Genomic DNA, 13437 nt, shown 5'->3' with positions numbered 1-13437 from the left:
GTCAGCGCAGGGTCGGCACCCCGCCGCCGTCCGTCCATGTCACCTCGACGCCGGGCAGGCCGCGCACCCACCGTTCGGTGACGCCCGCCAGACGGTCGGCGTCGATCGGCTCCGGGCCGAGGCCGACGGCGAAGCGTGCGACCACCGGTCCGGTGCCGGACGTGTCGTACGGGCGGGGCCAGGCCTGCACGCCGGTGGCGCCGGCCTCCTGCAGCGCGGCGAGCAGCGCCCGCATCCGGCCCCGGACGGCGCCGAGGGTCTCGTCCCTGTCCCCGGCCCGGGGCGGCGCGACGGTGACCACGGCCCAGGCGGCGTGCCGGCGGTGCAGCGCCGGAGGTTCCAGCAGTTCGGGCCTCGGGTCCGTGCCGCTCTCCGCGGCCGCCTCGGTGATCTCCCAGGCGCGGTAGAGCTCCTGGGCCAGCAGGTCGCGTCCGTCGGCCGTCACCTGGGCGGTGCAGGAGCGGACGGGGGCGGTCGGGGTGGTGATCACGACGGCGCCCGCCGGGACGGGGACGGCCGCGCGCGGGCCGACCGGGGCCCGCCAGTCCCAGGCGGCCCAGCTGCCGAAGAAGTGCCGCAGCAGTCCGTCCGGGTCGAGCTGCGGGGCCTCGGCCGTGGTCCGGGCCGCGAGCGCCGTCCAGGCCAGGCCGGGCAGGCCGCCGAACGGTGCGCTGTCCAGGCCGCGGGCCGCCGCCCACGCCTTGACGTCCCGGGCGAGGCGGCGGAAGGCCTCCGGGGCCCCGCCCACGTCGGCGACGACGGCGTCGGCGTCGGAGACCGCGCTCAGGGCGACGGCGGCGGCCTCGCCGAGCTCCGCGCGGCGGGCCACGGCCTCGGCCGGGTCGAGCGGGCCGGTCGGCACGAGGACGAGGTCGACCGCCAGCGCGCCGCCCTGGAGATCGCTGCCCTGGAGATCAGGACCGTCCGGGCCGCCGACGGTGAATCGCAGGCCCGGCACCCGGGCGCCGGTCACCTGACGGATCCGGCGGGCGCCGGGCAGTGCCGCGGCCACCCGGGTGCTCAGCTCGGCGGGCGCCGGATCGCCGGGCACCGCGGCCACCAGGTCCAGATCGGCGCCGGGCAGGGCGCAGCCCGTCCGGCGGGAGCCGGCGACGTGCACGGCGGCCTCGGGCAGCGCGGCCGCGATCCGGCGGGCGGTGTCGGCCGCCAGGTCGTCCAGGCGGGCGGCTTCGGCGGCGGGCATCGGGGCGGCGGCGGCCTCTGGCAGCAGGCGGACGGCGCCCGTGCCCAGCGAGACCACCGCCCGTGACCGCATCGGCTCGTCGCCGCGGCGGGAGAGCAGCGTGAGCTCGCCGATCTCCGCCGTCAGGCCGGTGAGCCGGGCGGCGAGGTCGGCGGCAGCCTGCTGCGGGTGGTGGGTGCGGCCGAGGCTGAGGTGCGGGGTGAAGCCCTCGGCGCGGCCCCGGCAGCGCGGGAAGCGGTCGAGCAGCGCCCGGTGCAGATCGGCCCAGGGGCGTGCCCCGGCGGCCGCCGGGTCCAGCCAGACGGTGGCGTCCTGCCGGTGCCGGAACGTCCGCACCCCGTCCAGGCGGGCGGTGAACGGCCCGGCCTCGGCGGCGGCCGCCGCGAGCAGCGGGGCGGCGCGCTCGAAGTCCGCCTCGGGGACGAAGCCGAAGAGCACGTTGACGTGCGGCGGCCAGCGGTGGATCTGCGGGTCGTGGGCCTGCCGGATCTCCTGGATCGGGGGCCACAGCGCCGCGGGCGGGATCCAGGCCACCGCGGTGCGCGCCGTCGGCGCGACGTCGAACGCCCCGCCGGCTTCGGCGCCGTCCGCCGTCAGGTCGACCTCCACACCGTAATGGTCGGACACGTACAGGCCGTCCGCCGTCGGACGGTCGCCGCGCAGCACCGCCCGGCGGGCCCGGAGCGTGCCGCCGGGGCGCAGCAGGACCCGGTCGAGCCGGGAGGCGCGGCCGCTGAGCGAGGAGACCGCGGCCAGCGGGTTGGCGGAGGGGTCGAAGGTCGGGGTGCGGTCCGCGGGGCCGTGCACCTGGGACCACGTGTCGGCGAGGCCGAGGACGGCGGCGGGCCCGTCGGGGCCGTCCCGGCCGTCGTTGAGGTCGCCGACGAGCAGGGCCTCGCCGTCGAGGCCCGCCAGCCCTTCGGCGACGCGGGCGAGTTCGGCGCGCCGCAGGGCCGGGCCGTCGTCCGAGTGGTCGCTGCTGAGGTGGGTGGCGCAGACGGTCAGCGGGCCGTCGGCGGAGCGGACGGTGACGGCGGCGACGGCCTTGTGCGGGGCGAGGCGGTGCAGTCCGGCCTCCAGTACGGGCAGCCGGCTGAGCAGCAGCAGCCCGAAGTCGTCGACGTCCCGGCCGTGCGGGTCGGTGCTGAGGGCGTAGCCGTGCCGGACCCAGGGGGCGTCCAGCAGCAGGGCGAGCAGCCCTGCCTCGACCTCCTGGAGGGCGATGATGTCGGCGTCGGCGGCCGCGAGGGCTTCGAGCAGCAGCGGGCGGCGCCGGGCGGTGTCGATCCGGTCGTGGTCGTAGCGGTCCCAGAGGGTGTTCCAGGTGAGCACGCGCAGGCCGCCGGTGGGCACCGGGCGGGTCGTCGCGTCGGCGACGGGCTGCCAGCCGCCGCTCTGCCAGACGTGCGGCGTCCGCGCGGTGAAGAACGGCGCGGGCAGGCGCCGCTGCTCGGTGGCGCGCCCGCGGTGCAGGAGTCGAGGCGGTCGATGCCCGCGGCACGGTCCCACACGGTCTCCCCGTCGGCCTCCACGAACAGCACCCGGTGCCAGGGGATCTCGCCGCCGGGCGTGAAGGCGTCCAGTGGGACGCGCTTGGGCTGGGCGCCGCGCTGCTGCACGCCCAGGACGAACCGTGCCGGGTCGAACCGGGCGTCCCACCGCACCCGGTGGTAGATCTCCTCGCTGGTGCGCATCACGGGTCCTCCGCGTCGAGTGTGCCTGCGGTGTCGTCGACGGTGCCGGACGCCCCGACGTACCAGGTGCGGTGCGACTCGCCCGGGTAGGGCGGCGCGAAGCGGCGCAGCTGGTCCGTGAGGACGGCGGCGGGCACCGGGTGCGGCCGTAGGGCGTTGCGCCGCAGCAGCTCGTCCGGGTCGACGAGCGGCACGGTCTGGGTGACCAGGGCGTCCCGGCGGCGCGCCACGGCCAGCACCAGGGAGCGCTGGTGGCGGTTGAGCGAGGTCGCGTCCCAGACGACGACCGCGCCGGCGGTCAGGGCCCGGTCGAGGCGGTCGAGCCCTTCGCGCAGGACGTCGCCGTTGGCGCGCTGGTCGGCGCGGTCGCCGCGGGCCGCGCGCAGCTCGTCGAGACCGATCCGGGTGTGCATGCCGGGCAGCCGGGCGGCGAGCCGGCTCTTGCCGCTGCCGGCCGGGCCGGTCAGCTGCACCAGCTGCGGGAACGCGCCGGAGCGCCAGCGCCAGGTGGCCGCCACCGCCTCCTCGGTCCCGCTGATCCGGCCGAGGGCGTACGCCTCACGGGCCTCCGCCCAGCAGCGCTCGGCGGCGGCCGGCGGCAGGTCGGCGAGTGCCTCGCGCAGGCCGCTGCGGAGCCGGGCGAGCGGGTGCGCGGTGCCGGTGCCGGTGGTGAGCAGGCCGGCGTCCTCGGCGTGCAGGGCGGACCAGTCGACCTGGCCGCGGGCCTCGTCGGCATCGGCGCCGGTCCGGCCGGTGAGGACGGCCGCCGCCACGGCGTGCAGCACGCCGAGATCGGCCGCGGCGGACAGCCGGACGAGCCCGGTGCGCCGGTCGTCGTCCGGGTAGGGCAGGTGCAGCCGGGGGTGGAGGCCGACGAGGTCCGCGACCCGGCGGGCCACCGGTGTCCCGAGCGGGGCGGCGAGCCGCGGGGCGAGCGTTTCGCGCCGGGTGGCGTGCAGGGCGGCGGCGAGGACTCCGGCGAGCCGTGCGTCGCCGGTCCGTCCCAGCGTGTCGAGTCGGGCCGACACGTCGGCGACGGCCGCGACGGCCGCTGCGGTCGCGGGGGCCGAAGTCTCCGGTGTGTCGCCGGCGCCGCGCGGGTACCCCGCGATGGCGAGCAGGGCGGGGAGGTCGGCCGTCCCGCCGGATCGGACGGTCCACAGCGCGGCGGCCGGTCCGAGCCCGTTCTCCACCACGGCCGTGTGCATCCAGTGCGTGCCGGTGGTGACGTGCCGGGGGCGGACCCACTTGGCGACGCGCCCGGCGAACTCCGCGCGGCGGAAGGCGCCGGCGGGCCGGACGACGTAGCCCTCCTGCCGCTCGGTGTCGACGGTGAGGGCCCGCAGCGCCCGTTCGTCCAGGACTCCGCGCCACAGCACGGGCGGCACCGGAACGCCGAGGCGCCGCAGGAAGCGCTCGGTCTCGTCCCAGCCGAGGCAGGTGTCCCGTTCGTCCCAGACGGAGAAGCCGTAGAACCAGGAGTCGAGGTCGCGGTAGGCGAGCGAGTGGCGGGCGAACATGTTCTCCCCGCAGATCCGCCAGCCGGCCGGGATCCCGTTGCCGATCCGCCCCTGGAGGGCCTTCACCCACGTCCGGGACGGGTGGTGGCCGGAGTCCAGGGAGCGCGCGTGCAGGCCGTCGCGGTAGAGGGTGGTGTTCTCGCCGTCGAGCTTCTCGGTGACGACCACCTCGCACCCGCGCAGGCCTGACACCCCGTCGGCCCGGACGTCGTCGGCGCTCGCCCCGGGCGACCACGGCAGGTGCGGGGTCCGCGGGTAGGGCACGCGCATGATCGGCTCCGGTCGGCGGGGGCGGGGACCCCGCCACTGTAGGAGGCCGGGGCGGACCGATCGATCCATTTACGCGCCCGCCCGGCCACGGCCCGGTCGGTGGCGCCCGACGGGACGCGATCCTCGTCCGGCCGGGGGAGCGTCCGGGCACGCGTCCGACCTGCCGGCTGCCGCCCGGTGGCCCACCACCGTCCGGCCCGACCGGAAGCGACATCTCGCGCGTTCCGCACTTTTCCTGACATCCCGGTGGAAGATGGGGGCGCTGCCGGCCCCGGCCCCGGCCCCGGCCGTGCTGAGGCCCGGAGCGGGTGGCAGCAGGCCCCGCCGACGACACAGGACGGTCATGACCGATACCACCGCTGCGCCGTCGGATCACGGCGTGCACTCCGAGGTCGGCCGGCTGCGCAAGGTCCTGGTGTGCGCGCCGGGCCTGGCCCATCGCCGGCTCACCCCGACCAACTCCGACGACCTGCTGTTCGACGACGTGATGTGGGTGGAGAACGCCCAGCGCGACCACGCCGACTTCGTCAACAAGCTCCGCACCCGCGGCGTCGAGGTGGTCGAACTGCACGACCTCCTCGCGCAGACCGTCGCCCTCCCCGAGGCCCGCGGCTGGCTGCTCGACCGGAAGATCACCGCCAACGAGGTCGGCCTCGGCCTGATCGACGGCACCCGGGCGTACCTGGAGACGCTGGCCCCGCGCGAACTCGCGGAGTACCTGATCGGCGGCCTGGCCACCACGGACCTGCCCGAGGACTTCCGCACCGGCCACCTGGCCCTCGCCAGGGAGGCGACCGGCACCCGCGAGTACCTGATGCCGCCGCTGCCGAACACCCTCTACACCCGCGACACCACCTGCTGGCTCTACGGCGGACTCACCCTCAACCCGCTCTACTGGCCGGCCCGCCACGACGAGACCCTGCTGATGAAGGCGGTCTACTCCTTCCACCCCGACTACCGCACCTCCACCGTCTGGTGGGGTGACCCCGAGCGGGAGTGGGGCCAGGCCACCTTCGAGGGCGGCGACATCATGCCGGTCGGCAACGGCGTCGTCCTGATGGGCATGAGCGAGCGCACCTCCCGGCAGGCGATCACCCAGGTCGCCGCCGCCCTGTTCGCGCAGGGCGCGGCGGAGCGCGTCGTCGTCGCCGGCATGCCCCGGCTGCGCGCCGCCATGCACCTCGACACGGTGTTCACCTTCGCCGACCGCGACATCGTCACCCTGCACCCCCCGATCATGGACGGCGTCCACACCTTCTCCCTCCGCCCGTCCGACCGGGCCCCGGGGGTGGAGATCACCGACGAGGGCGACCGGGCGTTCACCGACGTCGTCGCCGAGGCCCTCGGCCTGCCCGGGCTGCGGATCATCGCCACGGCGGGCGACGTCTACGCCTCCGAGCGCCAGCAGTGGGACAGCGGCAACAACGCCGTCGCCGCCGAACCCGGCGTCGTCTTCACCTACGACCGCAACACCCAGACCAACACCCTGCTGCGCAAGGCCGGCGTCGAGGTGATCACCATCGTCGGCGCCGAGCTCGGCCGCGGCCGCGGCGGCGGACACTGCATGACCTGCCCCCTCACCCGCGACCCCGTCGACTATTGACCGGCCGCCACCACCGCAGGAGGAGAGACGTGACGGCGACGGACGAGGCGGCCACCGGCAGCGCGAAGGCGATCCGGCTGTCGCTGCCGACCCTGACCGCGATGGTCGTCGGGTCCATGGTGGGCGCGGGCGTGTTCTCCCTCCCGCGCCGCTTCGCCGAGGAGACCGGCATCGCCGGCGCGCTGATCGCCTGGGGGATCGCCGGGACGGGCATGCTGATGCTCGCCCTGGTCTTCCAGCTCCTCGCCGTCCGCCGTCCCCGCCTGGACGCGGGCGTCTACGCCTACGCCAAGGCCGGCTTCGGGGAGTACCTCGGCTTCTTCTCCGCCTTCGGCTACTGGGCGAGCACCTGTCTGGGGAACGTCACCTACTGGGTGCTGATCATGTCCACCATCGGCGCGATCGCCCCCGCCCTCGGCGACGGCAACACCCTCCTCGCGGTGGCGCTCTCCAGCGTCGGCCTCTGGGCGTTCTACTTCCTGATCCGCCGCGGCGTCCGGTCCGCGACCGCCATCAACCGCGTCGTCACGGTCGCCAAGCTCGTGCCGATCCTGGTCTTCATCGTCCTGGCGCTGGCCTACCTCGACCCCCAGGTGTTCGCCGACAACGTCACCGGGGGCCCCGGCTACGGCAGCCTGTTCGAGCAGGCCCGCGGGACCATGCTGGTGACGGTCTTCGTCTTCCTCGGCGTCGAGGGCGCCAGCGTCTACTCCCGGCACGCCCGCCGCCGCGAGGACGTCGGCCGCGCCACCGTCCTGGGCTTCCTCAGCGTCTTCGCCGTCTTCGCCTCGGTCACCATCGTGTCCTACGGCATCCTGCCCCAGGCGCAGATCGCCGAGCTGCGCCAGCCGTCCATGGCGGGCGTCCTGGAGGCCGCCGTCGGGACGTGGGGCGAGGTGTTCGTCAGCGTCGGCCTGATCATCTCGGTGCTCGGCGCCTACCTGGCCTGGACCCTGATGGCGGCCGAAGTCCTGCTGGTCGCGGCGAAGGACCGGGACATGCCCCGGTTCCTCGCCCGGTCCAACCGGGCCGACGTCCCCGTCCCGGCCCTGCTGATGACCACGGTGCTGTCCCAGGTCGTCCTGGTGATCACGCTGTTCTCCGACGACGCGTTCAACTTCGTGCTCGACATGACCAGCGCGCTCAGCCTCGTCCCGTACCTTCTGGCCGCGGCCTACGCCGCCAAGATCATGCTCCGGCCCGAGCCCTCCGACGCGCCCGCCCGCGCGATCTCCGCCGACCTGGTCGTCAGCCTGCTCGCCACCGCCTACACGGCCTTCCTGCTCTACGCGGCCGGTCTGAAGTTCCTGCTGCTCTCCTTCGTCGTCTACGCGCCGGCGACCGTCCTGTTCGTGATGGCCCGCCGCGAGCAGCACCGGAGGCTCTTCTCCGGCCGTGAGAAGGTCATCCTCGCGCTGTCGGTGGCCGGAGCCGCCGCCGGCGTGGCCGCCCTCGCCTCCGGCGGCATCCACATCTGACGGCCGAATCCGACTGCCGAATCCGACTATTGAATTTGACCGCCGAGCGTCAGGCCCCCGCGGCCGCGACGGTTCCGGGGTGCAGAGCACGGCGCACTGGCGCAGGGTCGGAGGCATGACGTCACCCGAGTACCGCGGCCCGGCGACACTCCTCGCCGAGGGGCAGGAGATCGCCGTGCGGGTGGAGCTGTCCGGCGACGTGCCCGACTACGGGCTGGCGAGCTGGACGGGCACCGTGGAACCCGACGACCCGCGGGCCGCGGTCGGGGCCGTCCGCCGCGGCCGCCTCCGCCTGCCGGGCGGCTGGGAGGGCGGCTTCGCCGTGATGCGGACGGTCCTGGGCTCGTCGACCATCTGGGTGAGAGGCAACGACCCCGAGGCCTCCCCGGCCGGCTGGCCCTGAACCCTGCTCGCTGCGCCCGCTGCGCCTGTCGTGCCCGCCGCGTCCGCCGTGCTGTGGCGGGCGGGTCGGGAGCCGTGTTGGGATGGACGGGGAGGGCCCGGGAGCAGGCGTGCGCCGGGCACATCGGAGGAGGCCACCGTGACCGCACCGTCCGACACCCCGACCATGCGGGCCGTCGCCTACGACACGTACGGCGGCAACGAGGTCCTCGCGCCGACCACCCGCCCCCGCCCGAAGGTCGGGCCGGGCGAGATCCTGATCCGTGTGCGCAGCGCCGCCGTCAACCCGGTCGACTGGAAGGTGATGGCCGGCGGGCTCGACGGCCTGATGGACGTGGTCTTCCCGGTCGTGCCCGGGTGGGACGTCGCCGGAGTCGTCGAACAGGTCGGTTTCGACACGCCCGAGTTCGCCCCCGGTGACGAGGTGTACTCCTACGCCCGCCGGGACTACGTCCACGGCGGCACGTTCGCCGAACTGGTGACCGTCGCCGCGCGCGACGCCGCCCCCAAGCCGGCCGGGCTGAGCTGGGACGAGGCCGCCGGCCTGCCGCTCGCCGGCCTCACCGCCTACCAGACGCTCGTTCGGCTGGGGACGGGGCCCGAGGACACCGTCCTGGTGCACGGCGCCGCCGGCGGCGTGGGGACCTTCGCCGTGCAGATCGCCGTGGCACTCGGAGCGCGCGTCATCGGCACCGCGTCGCCCGCCAATCACGACCGGCTCCGGGCGCTGGGCGCCGAGCCGGTGGCCTACGGCGACGGGCTCGAAGGCAGGGTCCGCGATCTGGCGCCCGCCGGGGTGACGGTGGCGGCCGACTACGTCGGCGGGGTGCTGGACACCACGCTCGCGGTGCTGCGGGAGGGCGGCCGGCACGCGTCGATCGCCGACGACCGGGTGGTCGGCGCGGGCGGACGGTGGATGTGGGCCCGCCCGGACGGGGCCGGCCTGCGCGCCCTGGCGGCCCTGGTGGACGAGGGGCGGCTGACCGTCCCGGTCGCGGCGGTCTTCCCGCTGGAGCAGGTCGCCGACGCGTTCGAGCTGAGCCGGGCCGGTCACACCCACGGCAAGATCGTGATCCGCGTCTCGGAGTGAGCCCGGTCAAATGCCCGACGTTTCCGCAGGTCACAGCCATCGCTGTCACTCGATCGAGAAAACTTCTGCCCGGCACCCATCCGGCCCCGGCCCTGCGCCGAACGGCTGATGTGACACAGGAACAGATACCCGACGCGGCAGGGCCCCACGGGGCCGCACGCCCGAGCCGACCGATCCGGCCATCGGTGTTCTGAGGGCCCGTCGGGTGATCGGCCCGACCGTCCGCCTCCGACCTCACCCCTGTTGACCGCACCGCCCCCGACCCGCAGCCGCCCGGGCTGCCGGGTGGTTCACCCTGTCCTTTTGCCGAGGAGCATTCGATGTCCGCCACCCTGTCCCGCAGCAAGTCCTTCGTCGTCCTCGTCGCCGCCGGCGCCCTCACCCTCGGTCTGAGTGCCTGCAGCAGCGGCGGCGGATCCAGCAGCAACGCCGCTCCGGCCGGCAGCGCCACCGCCGCCGCGCCGACCTCGGCCATGCCCACCGCCGGCTCGGACGCCACGATGGCGGCCGACCAGCCGTTCGGTGCGGCCTGTGCGGCGGTGCCGAAGGACGGCGCGGGCTCGTTCAGCGGAATGGCCCAGGACCCGGTGGCGACGGCGGCCTCCCACAACCCGCTGCTGTCCACCCTGGTCGCCGCCGTGCAGCAGGCCGGCCTGGTCGACACCCTCAACTCCGCGCAGAACATCACCGTGTTCGCGCCCACCAACGACGCCTTCGCCAAGATCCCGAAGAAGGATCTCGACGCCCTGCTCGCCGACAAGGCCAAGCTCACCAAGGTCCTCACCTACCACGTCGCCCCCAACCGGCTCGCCCCGACCGCGCTGTCCGGCAGCCACACGACCCTGGAGGGCGGCGAGGTGAAGGTCATGGGCTCCGGCGCGGACTTCACCGCCAACGGCAACGCGAAGGTGCTCTGCGGCAACGTGCAGACCTCCAACGCCACGGTGTACATCGTCGACACCGTCCTGATGCCGGCCTCCTGACCTGGCCGGCCCCTCGACCGCAGCCCCGGCCCCTGGTGCTCCTCGGCCGGGGCTGCGCCCCGCCCGTCGTACGGCGGCGCCACGCGACTGCGCCGTCGACGTCGCCCTCGCCGTCGACGAAAGGACGCCCGTGGAGACCCGCCACCGGCCCGGCACCGCCGGTACTTCCGGAACTCCCGGTACTTCCGGAACTCCCCCAGGGCGCGGGCCCCGCTCCAGGCCTTCCGCCTCGACCACGAGCCCCGGCACCCCCGGGCCGCCGTCCTCCTGCTGCACGGCGGGCGGGCCGACGGCCTCACCGCGCCGTCCCGGCTCAACCTCCCGGACCGCCGGATGAGGCCGTTCGGACGGGCGGTGCGACGCCAACTGCCGGGGGACGTCGTACTGATCGGATCGGTGCGCTACCGCTTCCGGGGATGGAACGGGCGGGCCGCCCACCCGGTCGAGGACGCCCGCCGGGCACTCGACACCCTGGCCGGGCTCGTGCCGGACGCTCCGGTCGTGCTCGTCGGTCACTCCATGGGCGGTCGCGCCGCACTCGCCGCCGCCGCCCATCCGGCGGTGGCGGGGGTCGTCGCCCTGGCCCCCTGGTGCCCGCCGGGCGAGCCGGTCGCCCACCTCTCCGGCCGCAGCCTCGTCCTGCTGCACGACGAGCGGGACACCGTCACCTCCGCCGCCCTGACCTGGGAGTTCGCTCGCCGGGCCGCCGCCGCAGGGGCCCGCGTCGGCACGGTCGCAATGCCGTACGGGGGTCACACCATGCTGCGCGGCGCCCGCGCCTGGCACCGCCTCGCCGTCGACGCCACCGCCGCCGTCCTGACCGGAGCGCCGCTGTGCCTCGCGGGTGCCGCCGCCGGTGACGACGGCGACCCGGCGGGCCGCGGATTCCGGCAGGACCCGCACCGGCTGCCGTGACGGCACGTCAGGCCGGTGGGTGCGCTCACGCTCCACCGCGACGTGAGGCTCCGCGTTTCGATCCCGGGCATCGTGCCGAGACTCCCGTAGGGCACACCGCGCGGGCCGTCGCCCGCGGTCGGGAGGCGGCAGCTGTGGACTGGGCACCGGTGGTCGGCACGGTGGTCGGCGCGCTCGTCGGCGTCGGGGCGACGACGGTCGCGGACCGGAGCCGGTGGGGACGCGAGGAGCGGCGCCATGCGCGCGCCGTCCGCCGGGAGTTGTGCAGCCAGTACCTGCCGGCCCTGCACGATGCCGGTGCGAACCGGCAGAGGCGGTCACGGAAAGGGCTACGGAAGGTCCGGATACCGGGTGTCGGGGCGCGGCCGCTCGGTGACGATCTCGTACAGGCCGGGGCCGGCCTTGCGGAATCGGCCGCTCATCGCCTTCGTCGGCCGGGCCCGCTGCACGTCGAGGCGGTCCGTCGCGACTCCCGGCGGGATCTCCACGCGCGAGTGCGATGACGCTCCGACGGTGTGCGACAGCCACTACCGGACCGCCTCCGGTGCCGTGGCGGCCGCGGTGGCGACCGCCACTGCCAGGGGATCACGAAGGGGGCGGCCCAGGATGTCGGCGAGGTCGGGGCCGGTACCGTCCAGGAAGCCGTGCCGGATGCAGGTCGCGATCGAGGCAAGCATGGGCGGCTGGAAAGGCAGCAGTCCCGGCATCTCGTGGAGCCGGCGCCGGTACTCGCCCAGGCCGATGGTCCGGTGCGGTACCGCGAAACGGTCGGCCACGTCCGCTGCCGTGATCGGCGTGCCGACCAGATCGTAGGTGCGTCCGCTGTGTCGGGCCGGATCCGCCGCGATGACCGCTGCGGCCTCGGCGAGATCCTCGCGGGCGACCGCGGCCAGGGCGCCGTCGCCGAACGCGGACTCCACACCGTCCTGTGCCCACATCAGCAGACCACCGAAGAGTTCGGCGTAAAGACCGTTCCGCAGGATCGTCCACGGCACATCGCCAGCCCGCAGGAGTCGTTCGGTCGCACGGTGCGCCAGCGCGAAACCGAGATGGTCGCCGGCACCGGTCAGGCTCGTGTAGACGACATGCCCCACCTTGTCCCGGGCCGCGGCGTCCAAGACGGCCGCGTGCCGCTCGATGACCCGGTCATCCTCGGCGTAGCCGGCGGAGATCAGCACCAGGGTCGACACACCAGCGAGGTCGATGCCGGGCGGCTCGTCGAAATCCAGACGCAGCATCCCCGCGCTCGGGGTGCGGCTTCCGCCTGTCGCGATCACACCCCTGGCACGCAGCGCCGCCAGAGTGGCTTGGCCGAGGTTCCCGTTCGCTCCGGTCACCAAGATCATGTCTGTCACGTCTCCCGATGTGGTTCTCTTCAGTAACTACGCTTGATCCTCATCCGCCCACCAAGCAGCCACAAGGAGGCAGTTCGATGTCACCCACGCACACGCAGGTAACCACCCCACCCGCCGACCTCGACCCCTGCGGGCGCGAAGACCACCCGGACTGTGGGATCCGCGACGTGCTGGACCGTATCGGGGACAAGTGGTCGGTCCTCGTGATCGTCGAACTGGCCAGCGGCCCGCGCCGCTTCCGGGAACTGCAACGCGCGATCGACGGCATCTCCCAGCGGATGCTCACCCTCACTGTGCGCAGGCTGGAACGCGACGGGCTCATCCTCCGCACCGTGTACCCGACGGTTCCGGCCCAGGTTGACTACCGCCTCACCGACACCGGGGCCGACCTGACCCACCTGGTCAAGGCGCTCGCCGACTGGTCCCTCGCTCACCGCACCGTCATCGCCAAGGCACGGCACCAATATGACCGGATCCACCCCGACCACGACATCCGGTGACCGGCACCGTCGGATGCCGCGGCACTGGCAGTTCGTGGGCCTATCGCTCCCCACCCTCCCAACTCAGCTGAAGTGAGAACGATCCGAGAAGCGAGGAGAGTAACCTCGAACAAAATCCGGATTCGCCATCAACCACACAGCTCAGGCCGGCGATACGGCGGCCGCCAAGCAGACGGGCGAACGTGAAGGGCCCCGGCAGGTGGTGGTTTCCGGCTCGCAGCCCGCCCGGCGAGGCCGGCTGTCCCGGACGGGACGTCAGGCCCCGCACGATCGCCTCCAGCGCCTCCTCCTGGTGCCCCCGCAGCGAGATCCCGGCGGCAGACCGAGCGACCGCTGGACCCGGCTCTACAACGTTCACGAAGACGTGCTCCTCTTCGACGTCCTGGCAGCCGCCCCGCAGGCACCTCCGGGCCGAGGCCCGGC

General features: G+C 74.7%; 10 protein-coding genes and 1 pseudogene. 7 read left to right on the top strand and 4 right to left on the bottom strand.

Features of this window, described 5'->3' with window-relative positions; translation table 11 throughout:
* Position 1 precedes the first annotated feature (1 nt).
* Together ABEB13_RS07505 and ABEB13_RS07500 are read right to left on the bottom strand one after the other, a co-directional pair.
* Positions 2–2898 (bottom strand): annotated as a pseudogene (locus tag ABEB13_RS07505) (poly(A) polymerase).
* The gene (locus tag ABEB13_RS07500) at positions 2898–4688 is read right to left on the bottom strand and encodes an RNA ligase family protein (RefSeq protein WP_345704819.1); all 1791 of its coding nucleotides are present in this window, start codon (positions 4686–4688) and stop codon (positions 2898–2900) included. The pseudogene ABEB13_RS07505 and the gene ABEB13_RS07500 overlap by 1 nt, the downstream one beginning before the upstream one ends.
* Positions 4689–5031: 343 nt before the next feature.
* Here ABEB13_RS07500 and ABEB13_RS07495 point away from each other — a divergent pair, with 343 nt between their 5' ends.
* The 6 genes from ABEB13_RS07495 (at position 5032) to ABEB13_RS07470 (ending at position 11159) form a co-directional block, all read left to right on the top strand.
* Entirely contained in the window at positions 5032–6291 is a 1260-nt protein-coding gene (locus ABEB13_RS07495) for an arginine deiminase (RefSeq protein WP_345704818.1), read from the top strand.
* 29 nt (positions 6292–6320) lie between these two features.
* Positions 6321–7769, top strand: a complete 1449-nt coding sequence (locus ABEB13_RS07490; protein ID WP_345704817.1) for a basic amino acid/polyamine antiporter — start codon at positions 6321–6323, stop codon at positions 7767–7769.
* 115 nt (positions 7770–7884) lie between these two features.
* Positions 7885–8172 carry a DUF4873 domain-containing protein gene (locus ABEB13_RS07485; RefSeq protein WP_345704816.1) on the top strand — a complete coding sequence of 96 codons (288 nt, stop codon included), beginning with the start codon at positions 7885–7887 and terminating at the stop codon, positions 8170–8172.
* 165 nt (positions 8173–8337) lie between these two features.
* On the top strand, positions 8338–9261 hold the full coding sequence (locus ABEB13_RS07480; protein WP_345709583.1) for an NADP-dependent oxidoreductase: 924 nt from the start codon (positions 8338–8340) through the stop codon (positions 9259–9261).
* A gap of 320 nt (positions 9262–9581) precedes the next feature.
* On the top strand, positions 9582–10244 hold the full coding sequence (locus ABEB13_RS07475) for a fasciclin domain-containing protein (RefSeq protein WP_345704815.1): 663 nt from the start codon (positions 9582–9584) through the stop codon (positions 10242–10244).
* Between the two features lie 267 nt (positions 10245–10511).
* The gene (locus ABEB13_RS07470) at positions 10512–11159 is read left to right on the top strand and encodes an alpha/beta fold hydrolase (protein WP_345709582.1); all 648 of its coding nucleotides are present in this window, start codon (positions 10512–10514) and stop codon (positions 11157–11159) included.
* 329 nt (positions 11160–11488) lie between these two features.
* Here ABEB13_RS07470 and ABEB13_RS07465 read toward each other — a convergent pair whose 3' ends face one another.
* Both ABEB13_RS07465 and ABEB13_RS07460 read right to left on the bottom strand, forming a co-directional pair.
* A complete protein-coding gene (locus ABEB13_RS07465) occupies positions 11489–11647 on the bottom strand; it encodes a hypothetical protein (protein ID WP_345704814.1) in 159 nt (52 codons plus the stop codon).
* 39 nt (positions 11648–11686) lie between these two features.
* Positions 11687–12505 (bottom strand): Rossmann-fold NAD(P)-binding domain-containing protein, encoded by an 819-nt coding sequence (locus ABEB13_RS07460; RefSeq protein WP_345704813.1) that lies wholly within the window; start codon positions 12503–12505, stop codon positions 11687–11689.
* An 86-nt stretch (positions 12506–12591) separates the two neighbouring features.
* Between ABEB13_RS07460 and ABEB13_RS07455 the strand changes: the two genes are divergently transcribed.
* Positions 12592–13014 (top strand): winged helix-turn-helix transcriptional regulator, encoded by a 423-nt coding sequence (locus tag ABEB13_RS07455; RefSeq protein WP_345704812.1) that lies wholly within the window; start codon positions 12592–12594, stop codon positions 13012–13014.
* Positions 13015–13437: the final 423 nt, after the last annotated feature.

The sequence above is a fragment of the Kitasatospora paranensis genome, assembly GCF_039544005.1.
Classification (GTDB): domain Bacteria; phylum Actinomycetota; class Actinomycetes; order Streptomycetales; family Streptomycetaceae; genus Kitasatospora; species Kitasatospora paranensis.
The sequence above is the reverse complement of the archived record's forward strand: the minus strand, read 5'-3'. Positions and strand labels throughout refer to the sequence as shown.

Bases quoted from the DNA above. Each gene is read 5' to 3' on its own strand.
- ABEB13_RS07500 (WP_345704819.1), bottom strand. From the start codon at position 4,688: ATGCGCGTGCCCTACCCGCGGACCCCGCACCTGCCGTGGTCGCCCGGG.
- ABEB13_RS07495 (WP_345704818.1), top strand. From the start codon at position 5,032: ATGACCGATACCACCGCTGCGCCGTCGGATCACGGCGTGCACTCCGAG.
- ABEB13_RS07485 (WP_345704816.1), top strand. From the start codon at position 7,885: ATGACGTCACCCGAGTACCGCGGCCCGGCGACACTCCTCGCCGAGGGG.
- ABEB13_RS07480 (WP_345709583.1), top strand. From the start codon at position 8,338: ATGCGGGCCGTCGCCTACGACACGTACGGCGGCAACGAGGTCCTCGCG.
- ABEB13_RS07475 (WP_345704815.1), top strand. From the start codon at position 9,582: ATGTCCGCCACCCTGTCCCGCAGCAAGTCCTTCGTCGTCCTCGTCGCC.
- ABEB13_RS07460 (WP_345704813.1), bottom strand. From the start codon at position 12,505: ATGATCTTGGTGACCGGAGCGAACGGGAACCTCGGCCAAGCCACTCTG.
- ABEB13_RS07455 (WP_345704812.1), top strand. From the start codon at position 12,592: ATGTCACCCACGCACACGCAGGTAACCACCCCACCCGCCGACCTCGAC.